Genomic DNA, 23,910 nt, shown 5'->3' on the forward strand with positions numbered 1-23,910 from the left:
TAAAAACTGGAGGAAGGTTTAGTGACAGGCAGGGAAGCAAATGGCTATAAAGTTACGTGACGATGAGCACATTATTCATCGATCTTGGCTGAGTTATGTCATTCTCGGCGAAACATTTTTGTTCATCGCTATTGGGTTGTTGTTCAGTGCGGTCTCGAGTTCCTATGATGATACGTTATCGATAGCCTGGCTGCTGTTCGTTATCATTGATGCGGTCAAAGTCGCTTTACGATACAGCGGTACCCGTGTGGTGGTGACCAATCAGCGGCTATTGGCCAAATACGGTGCATTGTTCCGGGAAACCGTAGTCGTAGAATGGGATGACTTAAGTTCTGTCTTCATTAATCAGGGCTTTGTCGGGCGCTGGTTTAATTATGGCACCATCACGATTAATACCAAAGGTGGACGCTATTACGCGATATCAACCATTTACCAGCCATACGAGCTGGAACAGGCGATAGCGAAAGCAAGAACGCAGTAGCGGCACGCTGTGTGATGCGAGGCGCCAGCTAAAGTATGGTCCAGGGGCCATCACTGAGGGTCTGGCGTAGTTCTGATTCATAACTCGGTTTAAGGTGAGTCACCCAGACGTGCTTAATATCCTGCACCTGCAGTAAGGTGCGTTGTAGCATCGCCGGGGTCATGTGCTGTGTTTTCTCCGCAACTTCGGTCAGCCGATCAGGAAAAGCGCATTCGATCATTAATACATCAATCGGTGCCAGCCGGTTTAAGTCCGTGACTAACTGTGCAGACTCGGTACAATCCGCACAAAAAACATAGTGTAAGTGTTCACTTCTTACCGAATAGCCAACGGTGGGTATTTTGTGTTGCACGGCAAAGGGTTCGATCAACATCCCTTCGTGCTCGATGCGCTCACCGGCCTTGAGTTCAACCAGTTCAACAACGGCGGTAGCGCTGCCGATAGCTTTGGTAAAGTCTGGCCAAATTTCGTCGTTAAAAATATTACGTTTCAATCGCTGCAGAGTTTCCGCTAAACCATAGACTTTGACCGGTAGATTAGGCTGTTCAAACTGATTGCTCAAAAACGTCGGTAGTGCCGCAATATGATCCATGTGTGCATGAGTAAGAAAGATATGCCGAATGCGATGCATTTCGGACAGTGACAGCGTTGCCAGACCGGTACCGGCATCAATCAGCGTGGACTCACTGATTTGAATGCAGGTTGAACCCTGTTGATTTTCACCACTCAAACCACCACTACAACCTAATACACGAAGAGACACCGGATCATCCTTATGGTTGACTGCACATCTATGATAGCGCAAGCATAGCAAAACTTTGCGCAACAATGGTGTTATGATAATTGTCCGTCGCCGAAAACATTCTCCAGGAGGCCGTTTTGCAAACAGCTACTCAAGCCAATACCGATAAAGCACAGGGCTTTATTCCGCAATTGATCATTCTGACGCTCTTTTGGGTTGGTCTGCAACTGGTGGCCAGTTGGGTAAAACCGGGCTTTGATCATATTGGCCAGTACATCAGCGAAATTAATGCGACCGGCACCCCAAAAGCTGGCGTGCTTGGCTGGGTTGGTTTTATTCCGCTGGCAATGATTGCGTTTAGCCTGTTGGTATCGATACGCAGCAAACTGACGCTGAACCGCATCAGTTACTGTGGCTGGTTGCTGCTGTTTCTCTGGCCGTTTGGCTACCTGGCGGCAGCATTGGCACCCTGTGATGCCGGCTGCCCGGCTGATGGCAGCAGCTCGCAAGCCATCCACAATGTCGTCAGTGCAGCCAGCTATTATGGTTTCGCGTTGGGTGCTCTATTGTTGGCCTTAACCCCCAAAGCCTCGTGGCCGGTACGGTTAGCGTTGGTGTTGCTGGCGGTCGTGATTGTGTTGGGCTTTTTGCTGATGACGTCTTATCCGTTAGTGGAAATTCGTGGTGCCATCCAACGCTATACAGAAATTGCTCAACTGGCGGTATTTTGGTTGTTGCTGTTTCTAACCCATAATCCCGATAAGGACGACAGCTTATGAGTGAACAACTTATCCGACTCAGTATTTCCGGGATGAACTGCGCGTCATGCGCCGGGCGCGTTGATAAAGCATTGAATCAGCTTGAAGGGGTCAATGAGGTTGCGGTTAATCTCGCTTCGGACTCAGCTGAAATAAAGGCCGATAACGTCACCGTCGAACAATTGATAAAGGCCGTAAAAGATGCCGGTTATGATGCTCATGAAATCGTTGATCGTGACAAAGAAATGCGTGAACAGCGAGCGCGGCAACAGCACGAGTTTAGTACCTTGCGCAGAGAACTCCTGGTAGCAACCTTACTGACGCTACCGGTTTTTATTTTGGCCATGGGCAACCATATGGTGCCGGCATTTTCTAACTGGGTGCATAACAGTCTTGGCTTACAAACCAGTTGGTGGATTCAGTTGGTGTTGACCTCAGTGGTCTTGTTTGTACCCGGCCGACGCTTTTATCGCATTGGTTTGCCGGCGTTAGCTAAGGGCGCACCGGACATGAATTCGTTGGTTGCGATTGGTGCGACAGCCGCGTGGGGCTATTCGGTGGTCGCTACGGTGTTGCCGCAATGGCTGCCGGAACAATCAATCAGTGTGTATTTCGAGGCTTCGGCGGTCATCGTTACCTTAATTCTGGCCGGACGCTACATGGAAGCGCGCGCCAAAAGCCATACCTCCGACGCCATCCAGCGTCTGCTAGGTCTGCAAAGCAAAACCGCGCGGGTGATCACCGCCGGTGAAGCGCGGGAAGTTGAGGTAAAAGAATTATCCAAGGGTGATGAAATCGAAGTACGACCCGGCGAAAAAATCCCGGTCGATGGCACGGTGACCAGTGGCGACAGCTACGTCAACGAGGCCATGATCACCGGCGAAGCCGAACCGGTGCACAAACAAGTTGATGATAAAGTGGTTGGCGGCACCGTCAACGAACGGGGCACGTTGCGATTCAAAGCGACGGCGATTGGAGAAACCACGGTATTGTCACAAATTATCCGCATGGTGGAGCAGGCGCAGGGGGCGAAGTTACCGATTCAGGACACCGTTAATAAAATTACGCTGTGGTTTGTGCCGGCGGTCATGCTGATTGCATTGTTGACCTTTGTCGTCTGGTTGTTTGCCGCAGGTGAAGACTCACTTACCTTTGCCTTGGTGAACGCCGTAGCGGTATTAATCATTGCCTGCCCCTGCGCGATGGGGCTGGCAACGCCAACGTCTATCATGGTGGGAACCGGGCGTGGTGCCGATCTGGGCGTATTATTCCGGCAGGGCAGTGCATTGCAGGCATTGCAGCAGGCTAATGCGGTGGTGTTTGATAAAACCGGAACGCTGACTGAAGGTGAGCCACAATTAACGGACTGGGTAACCGTTGATGCGGATGACGAACAGACACTTGCGCTAGCGGCAAGCGTTGAGCAACGCTCTGAACACCCCACCGCAGAAGCCTTAGTCGAGTTTGCCAAACAACAACAGCGACCGTTGAAGGACGTGCAGTCCTTTGAGGCACTGTCCGGTTTAGGTGTGGTGGGTCAAGCCGACGACAAGCAAGTACTGGTTGGCTCGAGTACATTGATGGCTGAACGAGCGGTTGATCTGCAGCAAGCCCCTGAGCAGGCGGCAGAGTGGTCTGACTCTGGCTTGACGCCTATTTACGTGGCAATTGATGGTCAGTTAAAGGCGATATTCTGTGTCAGCGATCCTGTTCGTAAAAGCGCCAAGGCGCTGATCCACGCGCTGCACCAGCGCGGTCTGAAAACGGCGATGGTAACCGGCGACGCGGAGTCGACCGCAAAGCGTATTGCGGCTGAACTGGGTATCGATAAAGTCGTGGCCGAAGTGAAACCCGATGGCAAAGTTGATGCGGTGAAGCAGTTACAAAGCCAGTGGGGTCGTGTTGTTTTTGTCGGCGACGGCATTAACGATGCGCCGGCTCTGGCTACGGCTGACGTAGGCTTTGCGATAGGAACCGGTACTGACGTCGCGATCGAATCCGCCGACGTGGTATTAATGTCGGACAATCTGAACGTGGTGCAGCAGGCGTTTGCGCTGTCTAAAGCCACGATGCGTAATATTCAGCAGAATTTGTTCTGGGCGTTTGCCTACAATACCGCGCTGATCCCGGTCGCCGCGGGTGTGCTGTTTCCGTGGTTCGGCATTTTGCTGTCACCAATGCTGGCCGCCGGTGCGATGGCCTTGTCGAGTGTGTTTGTACTAACGAATGCGCTGCGTTTAAAACGAATGACGTTGGAGAGTTAATCCAGCATGAAGCTTGGAATATTTGATAGTGGTGTCGGTGGTTTAACGGTAGCGCGCTCACTGCAACGCAGTGGGTGTTTTAGTCATTTGCTCTATTACGGCGACACCGCTCGGGTCCCTTATGGCAGCAAAGATGCGAATACGGTTACTCGTTACGCGCTGGAGGCGGTTGAGTTTTTTAACGGTGCAGATGTGGATGCGTTGGTGGTGGCGTGTAATACCGTCAGCGTGGTGGCGCTGGAGCAGATGCAACGTTATTCCAATAAGCCGGTCTATGGTGTGTTGGAGCCAGGCGTTATGGCGCTGCAACAATTGCCGGGAATTGACCAATCGGCATCGATTCTGGTTATCGCGACCCGTTCAACGATCGGTTCGGGCGAATATCAACGGCGTTTGAACGAACTGGGTTATCAAAAGGTGGCCGCGTTGGCTACCCCGTTGTTTGTGCCAATCGTCGAAGAAGAGCTGTATGAAGGCCCTATTTTACAGGAAACCTTCACGCATTATTTCGGTAACCTGCAACCACCGCAAGTGGTGGTGCTGGGGTGTACTCATTTTCCATTGATAGCGGAGCCAATTTCGGCGTATTTTAACGGTGCGCAAACCATTCATTCGGGTGAGGCAATGTTGCACTGGCTGCAACAGCAACTGGAACTGAAGCCGCAGTTTTCACAGACGCCGATTCAGATTCTGGCGTCCGAAAATGTCGAGGCGGTAAGACGAGTGGCGGCGCGTTGGCAGCTACAACTGTAATAAGGACGAAACGATGTTTTTAACTGATTATCGGGCAACGTTGATCTGGATGGCCGTCATTATTGCCACGGTGTTGGTGCAGTGGTTTGTCGCCAGTGGCACCAAAGCCAGACAAGCAGGTGCTATTCCCGGCAAAGAACCGCAGCAAATGAGCCATCAGGACTTTGTGTTTCGTGCCTGGCGCACGCATCAGAACTCACTGGAAAATCTCAGCCCAATGCTGGGCACGGTGGTGTTAGCGATATTGGCCGATGTTGATCCATTATGGACGGCGTCAGCGACGGCGGTGTTTGCGGTGGCTCGCATTGCTCATATGGTACTGTATTACGCGATAGCAACCGAGAAAAACCCAAGCCCCCGCAGTTACTTCTTTATGCTTGGGCTGTTAGCCAATATCGCGTTGTTGGTCATGGTGCTGGTGACGTTATTCAATGGGGCGTAAATCCGGTGGCACATAGGTTGTCGTAGCCGATGCTGAATTGAGTGTCTGCTGGGAATAGTAGCGGTTGATAACGCCTTTCAGGTCATCCACCAAGTCACCGTTGTCATTAATGAAGTCACAGAAATCCGCATAATTGGCTTTGCGGATGCGAACGTTGATGATACGCAGTGAAGCAACCGTCAAGGTGTGGTGATAGGGAATCTCACCTAAGCCAAAGTTGCGCTCGGTGCGCAGTAACTCCACCACTTTTGACAGCGCGATCGGCCACGGGTGGGCGTTTAGATAAACCCAGGCCACACGCAAGTGCCAAAGGTGATCGATATCATCTTTGCCAAATGAACGTTGCTCAAGTTGTATTAAAAAGTCTTCGTCAGACATGGAGCATTCGTACATAACGTTACTTGGTGTATGTGTCCCTGGTTGAGCCGTTACCGGCGGTCTATCTTCGTGTGTTCGATTTAATTGAATTATACGCAGTTAATTACTTATCTGCATTCGATTTAGTTCAATCATTCAAGAATTTATGCCGGCACCGAAGAGAGCTGCCCTTTCGGCCTTAACATTTGCTATGATTAGCACTCAGTTACCCTGTACTGTTCTAGGAGTAAGTACTTATGTCAGATTCTGAACAACGCCCGTTATACATACCCTATGCGGGCCCTTCGTTGTTGGAAACGCCACTGTTGAATAAGGGCAGCGCTTTTTCAAAGGAAGAGCGTGCAGCATTTAACCTGACCGGGCTGTTACCGCCGCGCTACGAGTCGATAGAGGAACAGGCTGAACGCGCTTACATGCAGTACAAGAGCTTTGAAACGCCGCTAAACAAACACATTTATTTGCGTGCTATCCAGGATAACAACGAAACGTTGTTCTATCGCTTGCTGACTGATCATCTCGAAGAGATGATGCCGATTATTTACACACCAACGGTCGGTGATGCGTGCGAGAAGTTCTCTGACATCTACCGCAGTTCACGCGGTTTATTCATTTCTTATTCCGAGCGTGACCAGTTGGATGACATCCTTCGCAACGCGACCAAACAAAAGGTCAAGGTGATTGTGGTGACGGACGGAGAGCGCATTCTGGGGCTCGGTGATCAGGGCATTGGCGGCATGGGTATCCCGATCGGCAAATTGTCGCTGTACACCGCCTGTGGCGGTATCAGCCCGGCCTACACGCTGCCGGTGATGCTGGATGTTGGTACCAACAATGAAAAGCTGTTGAATGACCCGATGTACATGGGCGCTCGCCACAAGCGTATTAATCAGGAACAGTATGATGAATTCCTTGATAAATTTATTAAAGCGGTGACGCGTCGCTGGCAGAACGTCATGCTGCAGTTCGAGGATTTTGCCCAGCCTAACGCGATGCCGCTGCTGCGCCGTTACCGTGACCAGGTGTGTTGCTTTAATGATGATATTCAGGGCACTGCATCGGTTACCGTCGGTACCTTACTGGCCGCTTGCCGCAAGAAAAATAAGAAGCTGAGTGAGCAGAAAGTCGTTTTTGTCGGTGCGGGTTCAGCGGGTTGTGGTATCGCCGAACAAGTGATGATTCAAATGATGGCGGAAGGTCTGTCCGAAGAGCAGGCTAAGCAAAACATCTTCATGGTCGATCGTTACGGCCTGGTGGTCGACAGTATGAACGATTTACGCGACTTCCAGCAGGCGTTGGCACAGCCGCTGGCGCGTATTAACGAGTGGCAATACAGTGGTGACTATCCATCGTTGTTGGATGTGATTCACTGTGCAGAGCCGGATGTTTTGATTGGCGTTTCTGGTCAGGCAGGCTTGTTCACCGAACAGGTCGTTGAAGCGATGGCTAAGCATGTTGAACAGCCGATCATTTTCCCGTTAAGTAATCCGTCAAAACACGTGGAAGCGCACCCGGCTGATGTGATGAAATGGACTAAGGGTAAAGCCATTGTAGCGACCGGCAGTCCGTTTGGTTCTGTCGAATACGATGGCAAGCAGTATCCCATTGCGCAATGTAACAACAGCTATATTTTCCCGGGGATCGGCCTCGGTGTGATTGCCGTAAAAGCAAACCGAGTCAGTGATGAGATGTTCCGCGTTGCCAGTAAGACCTTGGCCAAAGCATCACCCTCGGCCAACGGCAAAGGCGAGCATCTGTTGCCGGCCTTTGATGATTTAGCACAACTGTCTAAAGACATCGCCTTTGCGGTTGGCAAGGTCGCTCAGGAAGAGGGCTATGCGTTGGAAATTGATGATGAACAACTGCGTGAGCGCATTGACAACAATTTCTGGAAGCCCGAATACCGCTTTTACAAGCGCGTCAGCATCTAGCCTGTGGTGCCGTTGGCATGATGCTAACGCCCGATGGGGTTACTGACGGAAGTTATCCGAAGGCCTGTTCCAGATCCCGGAGCAGGTCTTTTTTACATTCAATGCCTACCGAAAGGCGCAGTAAATCATCCGGAACCGGACTTCCGGCCCCTTCGATGCTGGCGCGATGCTCAATCAGGCTCTCGACGCCGCCCAGTGAGGTTGCACGTTTCCACAACTGAGTTTTAGCGGCGGTCGCAATCGCTTGCTCAGCGCCACCCTGTAAACGTATCGACAGCATACCGCCAAAACCGCCCTGCATTTGCCGGCAGGCAACGTGATAGCCGGCAAAACTGGGTAATCCCGGATAAAGCACTTCTTTAACTTGAGGGTGTTGCTGTAATTGTTCCGCCAACCATAACGCCGACTCGCAACTCTCGCGCACCCGCAGGTGCAGAGTGCGCATACCGCGCAGTAATTGCGCAGCATCATTGGGGCCGGGAACACAGCCATTTTGCGCCCGCAAGGCAACGATTCGTTGCCAGAAAGCATTGTTGTCGCGACACGCCAAAGCACCAGAAATGACATCGGAGTGGCCGTTTAAATACTTGGTTGCCGAGTGCATAACCAGGTCAGCGCCAAGCTCCAACGGTTTAGTCAGCAGTGGTGTAGCGACGGTTGAGTCGACCGCCAGCATGGCGCCGTGACGCCGACAACTCTCGGCAATGGCTTGGATATCGGAAACGTTCCAGAGCGGGTTGCCCGGTGTTTCGAGCCAAACCAACTGTGCCGGTTGCTGCGCTAACGCCTGTTCGACCGCGCCGTCAATATGGGTATCAATAAATCGAACCTTTAAGCCAAAATCTTGCCCAAAGGTTCGTAACCAGTTGCGCAAGGCCCAATACATGACCGTAGGCGCAATGACGGCGTCACCGGGCTTAAGAGCCAGAAATATAGCTGTCGCCGCTGCCATGCCGGAACTGAAAATGCGCGCATCGGCGGCATTTTCAAGTGCCATGATAAGCTCTTCCGGTGCACGGTAAGTCGGGTTGTCTGCCCGTGAGTAAACCCGGCCACTGCGATATTGATTATCCTCATCACGCAAATAAGTGGTTGAGTTATATACTGGTGGTATCAGCGCTTGTTTGTCGTTGATGTCGTGCTGTTGCTGACAAGGAGAGCCTTGTGCAAGCAGCGACTGCGGCGCGAACGGAAGTTTTTGCGTCATAAACTGGCCCATAAAGTAATCTAAACAGGAAATCACACGTATTTATGGGTGTTATTTGATAGTAACCACAGGAGTAATGCAATGCGATTTTTAAAAACTATGGTACTGGGTTCATTGTTGTTTGTCGCAAACTCTGCGCTGGCGAACGAATGTGAGCTGACCATCGATAGCAATGATCAGATGAGATACGATAAAAAGGAACTGTCCGTTCCGGCAAGTTGTTCAGAAGTCACTTTGACGCTTACTCACTCAGGTAAGATGGGCAAAAAAGTGATGGGTCATAACTGGGTGCTGAGTAAAGCATCGGACATGCAGTCGGTTGTACAACAAGGTATGGCTGCTGGACTCGACAACCAGTACACCCCTGACTCTGACGCTGTATTGGCAGCAACGGACGTTATTGGTGGCGGCGAAGAAACGTCAATCACGTTTTCAACCGAGGGTATGGATGCAAACGGTAACTACAAGTTCTATTGCACCTTCCCTGGACACTCAGCCATCATGCAAGGTGTTTTCAAAATTACTAAATAGCTAGCGCTGATTCAAAACGCTAGAGTAAAAGCCCGTGTATGCCCTCATTCACGGGCTTTTAAATGGAGTATCGATGAAAGTTTTTGGTGTTGTATTAGGCATGGCGCTGACCGTTTTAACCGTCAGTTGGAGCCAGCTATCAGTGGCGCAAGGATTTGGCCCGCGGGAAGCATTAGTGATAGCGGAACAAGTTCAATTTGAACGTGAATCAAACCGGGTTGAGGCCGTTGGTACGGCACAGGCGCGACGGTCTGTCACGCTTTATCCGGCCGTCGGTGATCGTGTCGAAGCGGTGAATTTTAAGCCGGGTGACAAGGTGCAGGCGGGGCAAATACTGGTGCAATTGGATGACCGCCGGCAACAGGTCGCGTTGCAACAAGCCAAACTGAATTTACAGGATGCCGAACGTACGGTTGAACGGTTGCGCTCAAGTTTTGAACAGGGTGCTGTGCCGCAGTCTGAGTTAGATAATGCGATTTTATTGCGTGATCTGGCCGAGGTTGAAGTGCGCCGCGCCAAGACCGAAGTGGATGATCGCAAAGTCATCGCACCGTTTGAGGGCATTGTCGGCCTCACCGATATTGAAGAGGGCGATCGCATCACCGAACAGACCATTGTCACCACCATTGACGATCGCGATACGTTGCTGATTGACTTTCGTATTCCTGAAGCGGCTGTCAACCTGTTGCAGGAAGGCGCCGAATTGACCGTTCAGCCATGGCGTTATTCGGGACCGCCGGTTACGGCAGAAATTGTCGAGCGTGACTCACGGATCGACCCACAAACCCGTATGTTTCGCGCTCGCGCAGCCCTTGATAACAGTAAAGATGACTTTTTGCCGGGCAGCAGTTTCAGAACAGAAATTGAATTGCTTGGTCAGGAATTCGTGTCCATCCCCGAAGCGGCATTATCCTGGGGACCTAACGCCCCTTACATCTGGTTAGCAGAAAATCAGCAGGCGAAACGCATTGAAGTGCAAATCGAACAACGTCTCGAAGGCCGCGTATTGGTGTCCGGTGACATCCAGCGGGACGATATCTTAATCGTTGAGGGTATCCAGAATTTGCGCGACGGCCAGGACATTAAGTTTAAAAATGTCGGCAGTGTTGACTCTGCAGAGGTGGCAGACTGATGGCTGATAACAAGCATCCTGCACCTGCCGAGGCGAATGACTTACCGTCACTGTCGATTCGCCGGCCGGTACTCATCGTTGTTCTCAATATTCTTATCGCGATTGCCGGTATCGCCGCCATCATGGGCGTTGAGGTGCGTGAGTTACCCGATGTTGACCGTCCGGTGGTGACCGTGCGTGCCAATTTACCCGGTGGCGCTCCCGAAACCGTTGATGCCGAGGTTACCAGCGTCCTGGAAGGTGCTGCGGCACGTGTTTCAGGGGTTAAATCCATTCGTTCACAGTCCGAAGAAAACTCCGCCCGAACGGTGGTCGAATTTCGTCCCGGTGTCGATTTAGACGTCGCCGCCAGTGAAGTGCGAGAGTCAGTTAACCAGGTGCGGCGAGAACTGCCCGAGGAAGTCGAGCAGGTTAACGTTGTTAAAGCGGATGATGACGCCAGAGCGGTGTTAGACATTGCGGTCAGCAGTGACTCGCTGAGTTTAGAAGAATTAACCCGCCGGCTGGAAACGGACGTGGCGCCGGAGTTTCTGTCAATTGACGGCGTTGCCGATGTACGCCTTAACGGCGCTCGTGAACGGGTACTAAGGGTTGCCATCGATCCGCTGAAACTCAGTAGCTTTGGGCTCTCTGTCACCGATGTGGCCGATGCGCTGCGGCAAGCACCTTTTGACGTTCCAGCCGGTAGTCTGCGCTCAACCGATCAGCGCATCATTATTCGCGCCGACGCCACGTCGGTTACCGCCGAACAGGTTGAGAACATCATCATCGAGGCCGATACTCGTGTCGGCGATGTGGCACAGGCCTATTTTGGACCGGCCGATGCGAGCAGCTTTGTACGTCTTAACGGCAAACCGGTCGTCGGTGTCGGGGTGATTCGTCAGGCTGGCTCCAATACCATCGAAATTTCCGACCAGGCGCTGGCGATGTTGGAGCGATTACGGCAGCGTTTCCCGGATATGGAAATGAAGGTGACCAATGATGATGCGCTGTTTATCCGCAAATCGGTTACCGAAGTCATTACCACACTGGCAATTACCATTGCGCTCGTGGTAGCCACACTCTGGGTCTTTATTGGCTCCTTCCGGGCTACCATTGTGCCTGCCCTGTCGATTCCGGTGGCGCTGTTTGGCGCAATCTCGGCGATTTGGCTGATGGGATTCTCCATCAATATTTTAACGTTGCTCGCGTTAGTGCTGGCTACCGGCTTAATTGTCGATGACGCCATTGTCGTCACTGAAAATATTCAGCGTCGCCGGGGCATGGGGCTGGGTCCCAGAGCGGCGGCCGTTTTGGCGACTCGGGAAGTGTTTTTTGCGGTGGTTGCGACCACCGCCGTACTGGTTGCGGTATTTGTGCCGATAGCGTTTTTACCGTCCACCGCCGGGCGTTTGTTCCGGGAATTTGGGGGCGTACTGGCCGCCGCGGTGATCATTTCCTCGTTTGTGGCACTGTCATTGGTCCCCGCTTTTACCGCGAAACTCCCGAAGGATGCCGGACGGCGAAATATTTTTCGACCAATTGGCCACTGGTTTAAACGGGGCTATGAGAAAACATTGCACAAGGCGTTGAATTTTTCCTGGGTGATTGTTGCCGCTTCGCTGGTGGCCGCAATCGGTGCCGGGTTTATTTACGATCGCGTCGCCTCAGAGTTATTGCCATCAGAGGACCGCGGCGTGGTGCGGGTGTTTTCCCGAGGCCCGGACGGTGTGGGACTTAACTTTATGGATCGGCAGACTCGGCAACTGGAAGATATCCTGATTCCTTATCAGGAAGCTGGTGTTTTCGATTCCATCTATACCGTGGTTGGCCAGTGGGATGTAAACCTGAGCTTCATCACCGCCAATATGCAGCCATGGGAAGAACGTGATATTTCACAACAGCAGGTGATTGAGGAAATACGTGGCCCGCTGTCGCAAATCCCGGGAGCACCCGGTCGAGCGTTTGGCTCCAACTCACTGGATGTGAGAGGAGGTCAGGGTGGTGGTGCCGTGGAGATGGCCATCACCGGTGAAAACTACACCGATATTTTTAATGCCGCACAGGAATTTACCGCGGCAGTGGTGCAACAGGCGCCACAATTGACCAATCCGGATATTTCTTATCAGCCAACGCAGCCGCAACTGCGGTTTAAGATTGACCGCCGCCGTGCCGCGGAGCTAGGGGTCTCGCTGAGTGATGTTTCGACCACTCTGCGGGCGGCGATTAATGGTGACGACGTTGCCGACCTTAATGTCGGCGACCAACGTATACCGGTGATTTTGCAGACCCGAGTGGGCAGCATCCAGTCACCTCAGGACATGCAAAACCTGTATGTCTCTTCGAACTCAGGCGAACTGGTACCGATTTCCAGTGTGGCTGAGATTGTCGAAGAGGGCGTATCGGCGGAACTGGAACGTCATGGTCAACGGCGTGCTATCGAAGTGCAGTTTGAGATACCCGAAGATTATCCATTATCTGAAGCAACCGAAATTCTGCGCAACATCGCACAGGAGGAGTTGCCGGCGGGTATGGGGCTGCTGTTCCTCGGTGAAGCACAAACCTTCGAAGACACCAATCGTGAAGTCGCGATGACTTATATTCTGGCGTTTTTGATTGTGTTGCTGGTGTTAGCCGCGCAGTTTGAAAGCGTCAACAGTGCGGTGGTGGTGATGTTAACGGTACCTTTTGGTATTGCGGCCGCCATTTATGCGTTGTTCCTGACCGGTATTTCACTCAACATCTATTCGCAAATTGGCCTGGTCATGTTGATTGGTCTATTGGCGAAAAACTCGGTGCTGTTGGTCGAGTTTGCGGATCAACTTCGAGATCGTGGTAACAGTGTACGTGATGCGATTGAACAGGCAGCATCGATTCGGTTACGGCCAATTATGATGACGTTGGTGTCGACCATCCTTGGTGGTTTGCCGTTGATCCTGTCGACCGGTGCCGGGGCTGAAGCACGTAATTCCATCGGTTGGGTGGTGTTCGGTGGTCTTGGTTTGGCAACGGTATTTACGCTTTATCTGACACCGGTGCTTTATTTGTGGCTGGCTCGCTTTACCAAGCCACGGGCGGATGAATCGGCGCGTTTAAGCCGCGAGCTTGAGGAAGCTAACGAATCGGCTTAATATCCCATTGCTTGCGCAGGCGGTCTAAGGTGCCGTCCTGCTCAAGCGCTGCCAATGCCTGATTGAGCTTATTTAATAATTCCTGGTTGCCCTTATTAACCGCCATTGCAACAGGGGTAACCTCCTTTGGTTGCCAAAGTATTTTTAATTCAAGGCCATACTGTGCTGCCAGGTAGTGTGCTACCCGTTGTGGCATGATCACGGCCTCCACCTCACCCACCGCCAGTTGCGCCATCGCTTCTTTTTTAGAGCTGGCTTGTTCAATACGAATGGCGTCACGTAAGCCGAGCTCGACCAAGTGCGTTTCCAGCGCTGAGTGACGATCGCCGCTAATGCGTTTGCCAATTAAATCGCGAACATTTTCAATCTGTTGATTAGAGGACAGGATAAAAAGTGTCGGGCGACGTTCGTAGTAAGGCGTGGAAAAATCAAAGTATTGCTGACGAATAGCGGTCGCTTCCATACCGATGGCGATATCCAGTTCGCCGTAGCGTAATAAACTGACGACGTTGTCCCAATCGTACTGATTAAGCTCTAGAGGTTCATCAAGTTTCGCGTAGATGGCGTTGATAACAGCCACGTCAAAACCGGTGAGCTCACCCTGGTAAAAAAATTGATAAGGTGGATAGCCGGTCGCCATACCGGCTTGTGTATCGGCGGCCGCAGGCTGACTGATGCCTAGTAGAATAAGTGCTATCGGCAACAGGCGCTGCGGACGGTTCATAATCGCTCTGCAACCTTTAGCTTGGTTTTGATGAAGTCTGCGTGAGAGATGTATAGTAAATCGGCCAATTTGCGTAGCATGCTTTCTTCGTGTGGATCTAACATACTGTCAGCATAGGCAAGGCGCCAAAGATTTTCCAGTAAATCGATCTTGTCGGCGTATGGCAGGTCTTTCAGTGGGGCGGTGAAATGTTGCAACGACGCGGCTTCACTGACCTCCTTACGGGCTGCTTCAATGGCGGTTTCAGCCTGACGCTCGGTTAGCGCGTAGTCGCGCATGAGATCGCCGCGTAAAAATGCGTGTTCATCGGCTGAGAATTGGCCATCAGCGAGTGCGATTTCCACCATCAATATCAAGCTCAGGGTCTGGCTTTGGCTCAGGCCTTCAATGGTTTGTTCAGTCGTCGCCTGTGGCTGCGATAGCTTGGCTTGAATCAATTGTTGCAGTCTCTTTAGCATGGCATAACCGTTTCTCTATAACGTTAAAGGTTAGGAATCAGTAGAATAAACTCACTGCCTTCCCCTGGTGTTGATTGGACGTCAATCTGACCTTTGAGTTTCCGGGTCACTAAGTTATAAACGATGGACAAGCCCAGTCCGGATCCCCCGTGATCACGAGCGGTTGTATAAAAAGGTTCAAAGATACTTTTTAAGGTACGGGTTTCCATACCTTTGCCGTTATCTTTAAAACGCACCACGGCACCGTCCTCATGAGCTTCGACGCTGATGCTGATGTGATGTTTTTCATCGGCCTCGGTAAACGCGTGTTCATGGCAATTAGAGACCAGGTTGGTAATGATCTGAGCCAGTGCGCCTTGATAGGTTTTTACTTTGATGCGCTCGTCAGCATCAATACTGATACTGACTTTTTTCTTTTTCACCATCGGCTTTAGGCTGATAACCAGTGCATTAAGGTAATCGGCCAATGCGCATTCGACCAGTTCAAAGCTTGATTGGTCGACGGCCGTTTTTTTGAAGTTTTGAATCAGACTGGCGGCACGTTCAAGATTACTGCTCAGTAACGTGTACGCATCGAAGGTGTCGCTAATAAAGGTCGCCAGTTGTTTGCGGGAAATGCTGCCGTCTTCAAACGCCGTACGCAATTTTTTTAACCGATGCTCGCAGTGTGTGGTTGCCGTCACCGCAATACCAAGCGGTGTATTTACCTCGTGGGCAACGCCGGCAACCAGTTTGCCCAACGCGGCCATTTTCTCGGTCTCGACCAGCCGGTCCTGAGCCTGTTTAAAGTTATCCAACGCCTCCTGCAAGGACTTGGTGCGTTGTTCGACAATGGCTTCCAGCTGCTCGTTTTGTTTAAGCAGCATTTGTTCAAACTGTACCCGCTCCGCCGAACTCATGGCGCGGCCGTAGATATCGGCAAGAATTCCGGCAAAGGCGACTTCATCCTCCGTCCATTTGCGTTCCGCTTTGCGGCTTTCACAACACAACACACCGACCATTTCGCCTTTATGGCGTAGCGGCACATCCAACATGCCGTAAATGCCATAAGCGGTCATATACTCCGCTAATTCGTGGGTTGCCGGGTGTTGCTTTGCATTGTTCGCAATAATGGTGCGCTCGTTACGCAGGGTCGCGAAGTAATCAGGATAGTCATCCTCGCTGATTTTTAGTGTCTGCGAGGTGTCGCTGCTGTTTTTATCGATGATGAGTTGTGAACTCATCTCATGCGTACTGCCTTTAAATAGCCAGATGCCAACGCGGGTGATCTGAAGCCCGTCCATGATGGCTTCTAAAATGGTTTCCGTGGCTTTATCCAGCTGGCCGCCGTCAATATCGGCTGATCGTGAGACAGCGAGCAATATGTTTTCCAGTCTTTCCTGCATACCTGCGTTCCGAAGTTTTCCTGATAGTAACTATACAGAAGCCAGTGTTATTGTCTATTGAACGTCCATTTCGACGAACTGGCCGAGCCCGGCTAGACATTCTTGCCGATTCGTTTTACAAAAAGATAAATTCAAAAGCAAAGTGAATACAATGAAAAAAACACTACTTTCGCTGGCCGTAACTGCTTTAGTTTCTGGCGTTGCGTATGCACAGCAGGAAAATGCCGAGAGCTGGAATGTCGATCAACCTAAAGGGGTGTTCGACACCGTTGATATTAAGGTTAATTCCGGTACCTGGATGAACGTCGATTTGAGTCCGGATGGTAAAACCATCGTCTTTGATTTACTCGGCGACATTTATCGTATGCCAGCCAACGGTGGAAAGGCTGAGCGTCTGACCAGTGACATCGCCTGGCAAATGCAACCGGTGTTCTCACCTGACGGTCGCCAAATCGCCTTTACCTCTGACCAGGGTGGCGGTGACAACATTTGGGTGATGGACGCCGATGGTTCTAATCAGCGTGCGGTGACCAATGAGACCTTCCGGCTGCTAAATTCGCCGGCATGGTCACCTAACGGCGAGTTTATCGTTGCCCGAAAACACTATACTGCAACGCGTTCACTGGGCGCCGGCGAAGTGTGGATGTATCACGTCAGTGGCGGTACCGGAGTGCAGTTAACGGAACGCCCGAACGATCAAAAAGATCTTGGCGAACCGGCTTTCTCACCGGACGGTAAATACATCTATTTTTCTCAGGATGATACCCCGGGTAAAACATTCCACTACAGTAAAGATTCGTTGGAAGGCATTTATGAGATCAAACGCTTTGAACGAGAAAGCGGTGACATTGAGACGTTAATTGCCGGTGCTGGTGGGGCGATTCGCCCGACCCCGTCACCGGATGGGCGCTATTTGGCCTACATTAAGCGGGAAGACTTTAACAGCGTCCTGTACGTGATGGATCTGACCACCGGTGAGCATCGTCGTGTCTATCGCAATATGGAACGCGACATGCAGGAAACCTGGGCTATTCACGGTGTGTATCCAAAAATGGACTGGACGCCGGACAGTAAAGAGCTGGTGTTTTGGGCCGGTGGTCATATTCAACGGCTGAATGTGGCATCGGGTGACGCCCGTATCATTCCATTTTCTGTGGAAACCAGCAAGCAAGTACAGAAGCCGCTGCGCTTTGAGCAGGACATCGATCAGGATCGTTTTGCGGTAAAAATGCTGCGAATGACGCAGGTATCACCGGACGGTGACGAAGTCATTTATGAGGCGTTGGGTCGCTTGTATCGTAAAAGTCTGCCGGATGGTGAGGTTGAGCGCCTTACCGATGCGGATCGGATGGAACTCTATCCAAGCTACTCGCGCGACGGGGATAAGCTGGTTTTTGTCAGTTGGGACGATCAGGCACTGGGGCAAGTTATTGTCCGTGATCTGAGTTCCGGAGAGGAAACCGTCCTGAACACCGGCGGCGGTACCTTTGTCGAACCGGTATTTTCGCCGGATGGCCGCAGTGTGGTGTATCGCAAAGTCAGTGGTGGCTATATCACCAGCGACAAATATGGACTGGAAACCGGGATCTATCAGATCGCACTGGATGCCGAGCAGCCACGCAAAATCGCCGACAACGGTTGGTTGCCGCAGTTTGGCGCGCGCAACGATCGGCTGTACTTGATGACGCCGGCGGCTAAGCCAACCTTAAGTGTGGTGGATCTGGAAACCTTGCAGGCACGCCCGTTGTACCAGTCTGAGTTAGCGACAGAATACCGGGTGTCGCCGGACGGTAAACAGCTGGCCTTTGCGGAACGCTTCAAAGTGTTTGTAACGCCGCTGGTCGAGCGTGGTGAAGTGATTAATGTCGGTCCGGGCGATCAACAAATGCCGGTCAAACAGCTGTCGGTTCGCGCCGGCGAGAGCTTGTCGTGGACAGCGGACAGTGCACAAATCTACTGGACACTGGGCCCGGAACTTTACCATACCGACGTCAGTGGTGCGTTCAACGCCGGTGTCGATGAGCAGACTTTACAAACCGACAGTGGTCTGAATATCGGGTTTACTGCCGACGCCATGGTACCTGATACCACGGTTGCTTTTGTCGGTGGTCAGGTGATCACGATGGAAGGTGACACCGTCATTGAAAATGGTGTGGTAGTGGTTGAAAACAACCGCATTACCGCGGTCGGTACGGCCGAAGAGGTTGACATCCCGGCGGGTGCCGAAGTGATTGACACCAGTGGTAAAACGGTGATGCCTGGCTTGTTTGATGCCCATGCGCACGGTGCCCAGGGGGCTAATGAAATTATCCCTGAACAAAACTGGGGACAATATGCCAACCTGGCCTTCGGCGTAACCAGCATTCACGATCCGTCCAACGATACTACGGAGTTTTTTGCCGCTGCCGAAATGCAAAAAGCCGGTTTGATTGCGGCACCTCGTCTGTATTCAACCGGAACCATTTTGTACGGTGCGCATGGTCCGGGCTATACCTCTCATGTTGATAGTCTTGAGGACGCCAAATTCCACCTGGAGCGTCTGAAGAAAGTGGGCGCATTCTCAGTGAAAAGTTATAACCAGCCGCGCCGCAACCAGCGTCAACAAGTGGTAGAAGCCGGCCGTCAACTGGAAATGATGGTGGTTCCTGAAGGCGGTTCGCTGTTACAACACAACCTGACGATGGTGGTTGACGGACATACAACGATTGAACACTCGCTGCCGGTTGCTTCCATTTACGATGATATTCGTCAGTTATGGGATCAGACGGACGTTGCGTATACACCGACCCTGGGCGTGGCGTACGGCGGCATTTGGGGTGAAAACTACTGGTACGCGGAAACCGACGTATGGAAGCACCCTAAGCTGTCGTCATTTGTGCCGCAGGAGTTTTTAGTGGGTAAGGCGATGCGTCGCGAAAAAGCGCCTCATAACCATTACAACCACTTTAATAATGCCGAAGTGGCGGCGGAGTTGCAGGATCTGGGTGTGGACGTGCTCTCAGGCGCCCACGGTCAGCGCGAAGGGCTGGCACATCACTGGGAGATCTGGATGATGGCACAGGGTGGTATGACACCATTAGAAGCACTGCGTACGGCAACCATTGCGCCGGCAGAAGTGTTTGGTATGGATCATCAGGTTGGTTCGCTCAAGGCCGGAAAACTGGCTGATATCATTGTGATTGACGGTGATCCGCTGGAGAACATTCGTGACACCGACAAAGTGACTCATACGATGGTCAATGGTGTCTTGTACGACGCCAAAACGATGGATCAGTTGTTACCGTCAGTACAGCAACGGGAACCGTTCTTCTGGGAGAAAAACTAGTTAAAAAATAGGGGGGCGACCCCCTCAGGCTTCGGTCGCCGCGGTATCGGCCACAATTTGGCGGAACCAGCGGTGGCCGGCGTCGTGTTGCAGCAATGGGCTCCAGATCATGGTCAGGGTAAGCCCCGGGATGGTGAAAGGTGGCTCTTTCATCACCAAAAACTCATCGCCTTCATACAACGACGCCGCCCGCGTCGGTAGCGTTGCAACCAGCCCCTGCCGTGCTAAATACATAGCGACATGATAATTACGGGTAAAGACCTTAATGTGGCGACGGCACTCAAGTTGATCTAACGCTTCATCAACCCAACCCAGTTTCTGGACATCGTGTGGATCCATGCCTACACCGACCCCAAACCCTGTTTTACTGACCCAAACGTGCTGCGCTTTTAAGTATTCATCCAGGGTGTAATTTTTCAGCAACGGATGATCTTTGTGGATTAGACAGGAAAAATCATCCTGCCAAAGCACCTTCTGATGGAAGGACTGCGGCAGTTTTTCGAAGCGGTTGATGGCGAGATCAACTTTACCGTTTTCGACGTCGTGAAAGCTGATGTCGCTGGGGGTCATAATATCAAGGGACACATTGGGCGCCTGCTCATCAAGCGCTTCCAGTAAACGAGGCATCAGGGTTGAGGCCGCATAGTCAGACGCCATGATGCGGAATACCCGGTCACTGGTTGCGGCTTCGAATTCACGCACCGGCTGGATCATTTCTTCCACCGAGTACAAGACCGTACGCAGTGATTCCTGCATATCCAGTGCTCGTTGGGTTGGTACCATGCCTTCGCTGGTGCGCACTAAAATGGGATCATTGAGCAGGTTACGCAGGCGCTTAAGGCCGTTACTCATGGCCGGTTGAGTAATGTTAAGCTGCGCTGCGGCACGCGTTACATTGCGTTCGCGCAACAGCACATCCAGATAAACCAGTAAGTTAAGATCGATGTCTTTAATGGTATTCATAGAGCGCCTGAATATAATCCCGATACAGAAAATGTATCGGGATTATAAGCGCAGTGAATAGTTAACGCCAGTCTAGATGTTGCGCGTCGCGGTCGCCGGCGAAATGTGAGCGGCTCGTAACGCCGGACCATAGACAGCCAACAATCCGACAGCAAGTAATGCCAGCATGGCGATGGGCAGGTAGATGAGATTGAGCCGTGGTAAATCAAAGGTACTGACCAGCCACATATTCAGTGCGACGCTGCCGGCGCAACCGATGACAACGCCGGTAAAGGTGATTAACACATTTTCGGTTAAAAAGTAGCTGATGATATCACCACGACTGGCGCCTAACGCACGACGGGTACCAATCTGACGGCGACGACGGTTGATGGTAAATGAGATCAAGCCGACGATACCCAGCGCCGTTATGATCATCAGAGTGACGATAATCACCCATAGAATCGACTGCAGTGCCGTGTCATTGCGATAACTGTCGCTGCGCAACTGATTGACGGTGTCGTGCTCGAGTACCATTCGTCCGACATCGCGTTGTTCCATTTGCGCCACTGCTTGTGGCATAACTGCATCGCGGCTGCCCGGACTGGTTCGCACTAAGTAGTGGGCATAGACCGAGTCGGACTTTTGCGGTACCAACATGGCGTGCTCAATATTTCCCCAGCCAACCCAGGGGGCGTGCAGTTGTTTGATCACGGCAACGACCGTCATCGGCTCGTCATCGCCGGTGTAGAGTGTTCTGCCGACAGCTTGCTGTGGCTCCAGATCCGGGAATAAAGACGTGGCTAAGGTCGCGGTAATCATCACCGTTTGCGGCCAGTCGCCTTTGTTCATTTCACGCCAGGTAATGTCGGTTGGCTTGAAGTTTTCACCGGCCAACAGTTCGATACCCATGGCATTAACGGCATGGTCGTCAACATAGTAAACCGCGGCGCCGGCATCACCGGCGTCTTCGCCGGCGGCATTTTTTATGGTACGCGAAGAGCCGCTGTTGGACATGGGTAAGGCGTTGATCTGGATGGCATCAACCACGCCCGGAACATTGCGCAACAGGTCCAAATCGCTGTCAGTAACATAACGGGCATCGTAGTTTTGATCATAACCAATGGTGGTAATGTAAAACTGGTTGCTTTCATCCAATCCAGAGTCTCGCGACATCAGATCGTCGCGACTGGTGATCAGATGGATGGCATTGACAATGATCGTCATCGTCACGGCCACCTGCAACGCGATAAGAACAGCACCTACCTTGTTGCGCAATAACGCGCGAAAAATCGGTCCAATGTGATTCATGGCAGGTTCTCCCTATTGTGTTTTCAGTTGTGAGGCCGGAGGAATACGACAGGCTCGCCAGGTTGGGTAGGCACCCGCCAGCAAGCTGCTGATAATCGCCAGGGCGATACCAATACCGACCAGGGTCAGATCCAGTTCGGCCAGACCGGCAAGGTTGTCGCCGTACAACGTTTTAATACCCTGTAGCCCGCACCAAGCCAGTAACAGACCACCGATGCCACCGCCCACGCCAATGAGTGCTGTTTCCACCAGATGCTGCCAGTAAAGATCGGTACGGCTGGCACCGACGGCGCGACGCAATGCGATCTCGCCGGACTTAGCGACAAACTTGGTTAGCAGCAGACCAACGGTATTAAGCAGGCAGACCACCAGGAACATCAGTGCCAGATACATCATCACCTGCGCGTCGTCGTCAACGACTTGCTGGTTTTCCATCCATTCCATCACATCCGACAGACGGTTGTTCAGCGGCCGCGGGAAACGACCCAATTGTTTTTGTTGTTCGACATAGGCATTCAGGAAGCTCATATAGTCCTGTTCGGCTGCAGCACTATCCAATTGCACCCAAAATTGGTAATTAATGCATTCAGACTGCAGAAAAGCCGCAAAACCTTCGCCTTCAGGAGACTTCCAGCAGTTGGTGTTACCACTGTTGGGCATCTCTATGGTTTCTCTTAACTTAAACGGCACATAGCCGTGTTCCATATTATTGAAAGCGCCGGTGGTAACGTCGTAAAAACGCGGTTTAAGCTCCCAGCTATCGAGCACGCCAACCACCTCAAACTGCTTGTCCATGAGAGTGATGGTTTGCCCCACCGAGTTGGCGCCGTCGAATACCTCGTCGTTGGTTTTCTTGCTCAACACAATGCTCAGGTGACCTTGCTTATCGGCTTCGTCAGACCATGGTTGGCCGTATAAAAATGGCGGTTCGAACATGTCGAAGAAATCGTTATGGGTTAACCGTAAATGCGCCATGAACGGTTTCTTGCCAAGTCCTTCCGGCTCAACAACGGCGGCGGACTGACTCATGGCTGCCTGATATTTTGCGGCTCCGGCTTCTTTTAATTGAGTCGCGTCCCGATAGGTCAGCTGATCCGGCGGCTCATTCGGTTCACTGTAGGGTTGGTTGGGATCCCAGCTGTCCAGTTGCACATAAAACAGCTGCTCACTTTTGTCGGGAATCGGGTTGGCAGACATCAAATAATTGATGGTTAAGGTTGTCATTGCTGCACCAATACCCAACGCAATGGCAGCCATCATTAAAGTTGACAGCACAGGGTTGCGCCGAATGCTGAGCCAGGCCAGGCGAAGATAATACATAAACATAGCAACTCTCCTTAAGCGCGCAGCGGTACGGCCGTTACCGGACCGTTGTGCTGCTCGGTAACCTTGCCATCAAGCACCTGAATGTGACGTTGAGCGCGTTCTGCCTGCGCGTGATCATGAGTGACCATGACGATGGTGGTGCCGTTGGCGTTAATGTCCTCCAGCAGCGACATGACGCTGTCCGCCATTTTCGAGTCCAGGTTACCGGTGGGTTCATCCGCCAGCAGGAAAAGTGGATCGCCGGCCAGAGCTCTCGCGATGGCAACACGTTGTTGCTGTCCACCGGACAGCTGCGAGGGTAGATGCTGCATGCGGTTCGCCAGGCCGACGATCTCTAAACTGTGTTCAATGCGCTGTTTGCGCTCGGCTTTGCTTAACTTACGGTAACGCAACGGCACGTCGACGTTATCGAATAAGTTCAAATCCGGAATCAGGTTAAAACTCTGGAAAATAAAGCCTATTTTTTCGTTGCGCAGGCGCGACAACTGCTTATCGGTTAGGTGTTTAACCGATTGGCCATCGAGCAAATAGTCACCGTCTTCAAAACTCTCGAGCAATCCAGCGATATTCAAAAAGGTGGTTTTGCCCGATCCGGATGGGCCGGTTACTGCAACAAAATCGCCTTCATTAACTTGCAAACTGAAGGATTGCAGTGCGGTGGTTTCGATGGTGTCGGTACGGAACACTTTACTGACGTTATTCATGGTTAGCAT

20 protein-coding genes are annotated in these 23,910 nt (G+C 51.9%); 10 read left to right on the forward strand and 10 right to left on the reverse strand.

What is annotated here, in order from left to right; all coding sequences use genetic code 11:
* The first annotated feature begins 40 nt into the window (after positions 1-40).
* Positions 41-481 (forward strand): PH domain-containing protein, encoded by a 441-nt coding sequence (locus CWE23_RS10660; RefSeq protein ID WP_126820236.1) that lies wholly within the window; start codon positions 41-43, stop codon positions 479-481.
* 28 nt (positions 482-509) lie between these two features.
* Here CWE23_RS10660 and CWE23_RS10665 read toward each other — a convergent pair whose 3' ends face one another.
* Positions 510-1,244, reverse strand: a complete 735-nt coding sequence (locus CWE23_RS10665) for a 3',5'-cyclic-nucleotide phosphodiesterase (protein ID WP_241970623.1) — start codon at positions 1,242-1,244, stop codon at positions 510-512.
* A gap of 116 nt (positions 1,245-1,360) precedes the next feature.
* Between CWE23_RS10665 and CWE23_RS10670 the strand changes: the two genes are divergently transcribed.
* The 4 genes from CWE23_RS10670 to CWE23_RS10685 are packed head-to-tail and all read left to right on the forward strand — an operon-like array spanning position 1,361 to position 5,440.
* Positions 1,361-2,002 (forward strand): DUF998 domain-containing protein, encoded by a 642-nt coding sequence (locus CWE23_RS10670; RefSeq protein WP_105307799.1) that lies wholly within the window; start codon positions 1,361-1,363, stop codon positions 2,000-2,002.
* The gene (locus CWE23_RS10675; protein WP_126820237.1) at positions 1,999-4,245 is read left to right on the forward strand and encodes a heavy metal translocating P-type ATPase; all 2,247 of its coding nucleotides are present in this window, start codon (positions 1,999-2,001) and stop codon (positions 4,243-4,245) included. Before CWE23_RS10670 ends, CWE23_RS10675 begins: the two co-directional genes overlap by 4 nt.
* 6 nt (positions 4,246-4,251) lie before the next feature.
* Positions 4,252-4,998 carry a glutamate racemase gene (murI, locus tag CWE23_RS10680; protein WP_105307135.1) on the forward strand — a complete coding sequence of 249 codons (747 nt, stop codon included), beginning with the start codon at positions 4,252-4,254 and terminating at the stop codon, positions 4,996-4,998.
* Positions 4,999-5,011: 13 nt separating this feature from the next.
* Positions 5,012-5,440 (forward strand): MAPEG family protein, encoded by a 429-nt coding sequence (locus CWE23_RS10685; RefSeq protein ID WP_105307134.1) that lies wholly within the window; start codon positions 5,012-5,014, stop codon positions 5,438-5,440.
* On the opposite strand, the gene CWE23_RS10690 is transcribed toward CWE23_RS10685, so the two are convergent.
* Positions 5,423-5,818, reverse strand: coding sequence for a hypothetical protein (locus CWE23_RS10690; protein WP_126820238.1), 396 nt, complete (start codon positions 5,816-5,818; stop codon positions 5,423-5,425). The genes CWE23_RS10685 and CWE23_RS10690 overlap by 18 nt on opposite strands.
* A 236-nt stretch (positions 5,819-6,054) precedes the next feature.
* On the opposite strand from CWE23_RS10690, the gene CWE23_RS10695 reads away from it, so the two are divergent.
* The gene (locus CWE23_RS10695; RefSeq protein ID WP_126820239.1) at positions 6,055-7,746 is read left to right on the forward strand and encodes an NAD-dependent malic enzyme; all 1,692 of its coding nucleotides are present in this window, start codon (positions 6,055-6,057) and stop codon (positions 7,744-7,746) included.
* A 52-nt stretch (positions 7,747-7,798) separates the two neighbouring features.
* Here CWE23_RS10695 and CWE23_RS10700 read toward each other — a convergent pair whose 3' ends face one another.
* Positions 7,799-8,953 carry a trans-sulfuration enzyme family protein gene (locus CWE23_RS10700; RefSeq protein WP_105307798.1) on the reverse strand — a complete coding sequence of 385 codons (1,155 nt, stop codon included), beginning with the start codon at positions 8,951-8,953 and terminating at the stop codon, positions 7,799-7,801.
* Positions 8,954-9,034: 81 nt separating this feature from the next.
* On the opposite strand from CWE23_RS10700, the gene azu reads away from it, so the two are divergent.
* From azu to CWE23_RS10715, 3 genes are all read left to right on the forward strand, one after another.
* Positions 9,035-9,484: an azurin gene (gene azu / locus CWE23_RS10705; protein WP_105307131.1), complete on the forward strand. Its 450-nt coding sequence runs from the start codon at positions 9,035-9,037 to the stop codon at positions 9,482-9,484.
* Between the two features lie 73 nt (positions 9,485-9,557).
* Positions 9,558-10,616: an efflux RND transporter periplasmic adaptor subunit gene (locus tag CWE23_RS10710; RefSeq protein ID WP_241970624.1), complete on the forward strand. Its 1,059-nt coding sequence runs from the start codon at positions 9,558-9,560 to the stop codon at positions 10,614-10,616.
* Complete coding sequence (locus CWE23_RS10715; RefSeq protein ID WP_105307130.1) at positions 10,616-13,726, forward strand: efflux RND transporter permease subunit; 3,111 nt, start codon at positions 10,616-10,618, stop codon at positions 13,724-13,726. The genes CWE23_RS10710 and CWE23_RS10715 overlap by 1 nt, the downstream gene beginning before the upstream one ends.
* On the opposite strand, the gene CWE23_RS10720 is transcribed toward CWE23_RS10715, so the two are convergent.
* The 3 genes from CWE23_RS10720 to CWE23_RS10730 are packed head-to-tail and all read right to left on the reverse strand — an operon-like array spanning position 13,710 to position 16,293.
* Positions 13,710-14,450: a transporter substrate-binding domain-containing protein gene (locus CWE23_RS10720; protein WP_105307129.1), complete on the reverse strand. Its 741-nt coding sequence runs from the start codon at positions 14,448-14,450 to the stop codon at positions 13,710-13,712. The genes CWE23_RS10715 and CWE23_RS10720 overlap by 17 nt on opposite strands.
* Positions 14,447-14,908: a tellurite resistance TerB family protein gene (locus CWE23_RS10725; protein WP_105307128.1), complete on the reverse strand. Its 462-nt coding sequence runs from the start codon at positions 14,906-14,908 to the stop codon at positions 14,447-14,449. Before CWE23_RS10725 ends, CWE23_RS10720 begins: the two co-directional genes overlap by 4 nt.
* 23 nt (positions 14,909-14,931) lie before the next feature.
* A complete protein-coding gene (locus tag CWE23_RS10730; protein WP_105307127.1) occupies positions 14,932-16,293 on the reverse strand; it encodes a GAF domain-containing sensor histidine kinase in 1,362 nt (453 codons plus the stop codon).
* A gap of 151 nt (positions 16,294-16,444) precedes the next feature.
* On the opposite strand from CWE23_RS10730, the gene CWE23_RS10735 reads away from it, so the two are divergent.
* A complete protein-coding gene (locus CWE23_RS10735) occupies positions 16,445-19,618 on the forward strand; it encodes an amidohydrolase family protein (protein WP_126820240.1) in 3,174 nt (1,057 codons plus the stop codon).
* 24 nt (positions 19,619-19,642) lie between these two features.
* Here the strand turns inward: CWE23_RS10735 and CWE23_RS10740 are convergent, their stop codons facing one another.
* From CWE23_RS10740 to CWE23_RS10755, 4 genes are all read right to left on the reverse strand, one after another.
* Positions 19,643-20,581: a LysR family transcriptional regulator gene (locus CWE23_RS10740; RefSeq protein WP_105307125.1), complete on the reverse strand. Its 939-nt coding sequence runs from the start codon at positions 20,579-20,581 to the stop codon at positions 19,643-19,645.
* A 72-nt stretch (positions 20,582-20,653) separates the two neighbouring features.
* Positions 20,654-21,871, reverse strand: coding sequence for an ABC transporter permease (locus tag CWE23_RS10745; RefSeq protein WP_187346267.1), 1,218 nt, complete (start codon positions 21,869-21,871; stop codon positions 20,654-20,656).
* Positions 21,872-21,883: 12 nt separating this feature from the next.
* Positions 21,884-23,197 carry an ABC transporter permease gene (locus CWE23_RS10750; protein WP_126820241.1) on the reverse strand — a complete coding sequence of 438 codons (1,314 nt, stop codon included), beginning with the start codon at positions 23,195-23,197 and terminating at the stop codon, positions 21,884-21,886.
* A gap of 11 nt (positions 23,198-23,208) precedes the next feature.
* Positions 23,209-23,910 (reverse strand): ABC transporter ATP-binding protein, encoded by a 702-nt coding sequence (locus CWE23_RS10755; protein WP_105307123.1) that lies wholly within the window; start codon positions 23,908-23,910, stop codon positions 23,209-23,211.

It is taken from the genome of Idiomarina aquatica (assembly GCF_003987185.1).
In the GTDB taxonomy this organism is placed as follows: Bacteria; Pseudomonadota; Gammaproteobacteria; order Enterobacterales; family Alteromonadaceae; genus Idiomarina; species Idiomarina aquatica.

What these genes read in the sequence shown, in the direction of transcription:
- CWE23_RS10660 (WP_126820236.1), top strand. Translation starts at nt 41, where the DNA reads ATGGCTATAAAGTTACGTGACGATGAGCACATTATTCATCGATCTTGG.
- CWE23_RS10675 (WP_126820237.1), top strand. Translation starts at nt 1,999, where the DNA reads ATGAGTGAACAACTTATCCGACTCAGTATTTCCGGGATGAACTGCGCG.
- murI (WP_105307135.1), top strand. Translation starts at nt 4,252, where the DNA reads ATGAAGCTTGGAATATTTGATAGTGGTGTCGGTGGTTTAACGGTAGCG.
- CWE23_RS10685 (WP_105307134.1), top strand. Translation starts at nt 5,012, where the DNA reads ATGTTTTTAACTGATTATCGGGCAACGTTGATCTGGATGGCCGTCATT.
- CWE23_RS10690 (WP_126820238.1), bottom strand. Translation starts at nt 5,818, where the DNA reads ATGTCTGACGAAGACTTTTTAATACAACTTGAGCAACGTTCATTTGGC.
- CWE23_RS10695 (WP_126820239.1), top strand. Translation starts at nt 6,055, where the DNA reads ATGTCAGATTCTGAACAACGCCCGTTATACATACCCTATGCGGGCCCT.
- CWE23_RS10700 (WP_105307798.1), bottom strand. Translation starts at nt 8,953, where the DNA reads ATGACGCAAAAACTTCCGTTCGCGCCGCAGTCGCTGCTTGCACAAGGC.
- azu (WP_105307131.1), top strand. Translation starts at nt 9,035, where the DNA reads ATGCGATTTTTAAAAACTATGGTACTGGGTTCATTGTTGTTTGTCGCA.
- CWE23_RS10710 (WP_241970624.1), top strand. Translation starts at nt 9,558, where the DNA reads ATGAAAGTTTTTGGTGTTGTATTAGGCATGGCGCTGACCGTTTTAACC.
- CWE23_RS10715 (WP_105307130.1), top strand. Translation starts at nt 10,616, where the DNA reads ATGGCTGATAACAAGCATCCTGCACCTGCCGAGGCGAATGACTTACCG.
- CWE23_RS10720 (WP_105307129.1), bottom strand. Translation starts at nt 14,450, where the DNA reads ATGAACCGTCCGCAGCGCCTGTTGCCGATAGCACTTATTCTACTAGGC.
- CWE23_RS10725 (WP_105307128.1), bottom strand. Translation starts at nt 14,908, where the DNA reads ATGCTAAAGAGACTGCAACAATTGATTCAAGCCAAGCTATCGCAGCCA.
- CWE23_RS10730 (WP_105307127.1), bottom strand. Translation starts at nt 16,293, where the DNA reads ATGCAGGAAAGACTGGAAAACATATTGCTCGCTGTCTCACGATCAGCC.
- CWE23_RS10735 (WP_126820240.1), top strand. Translation starts at nt 16,445, where the DNA reads ATGAAAAAAACACTACTTTCGCTGGCCGTAACTGCTTTAGTTTCTGGC.
- CWE23_RS10740 (WP_105307125.1), bottom strand. Translation starts at nt 20,581, where the DNA reads ATGAATACCATTAAAGACATCGATCTTAACTTACTGGTTTATCTGGAT.
- CWE23_RS10745 (WP_187346267.1), bottom strand. Translation starts at nt 21,871, where the DNA reads ATGAATCACATTGGACCGATTTTTCGCGCGTTATTGCGCAACAAGGTA.
- CWE23_RS10750 (WP_126820241.1), bottom strand. Translation starts at nt 23,197, where the DNA reads ATGTTTATGTATTATCTTCGCCTGGCCTGGCTCAGCATTCGGCGCAAC.
- CWE23_RS10755 (WP_105307123.1), bottom strand. Translation starts at nt 23,910, where the DNA reads ATGCTAACCATGAATAACGTCAGTAAAGTGTTCCGTACCGACACCATC.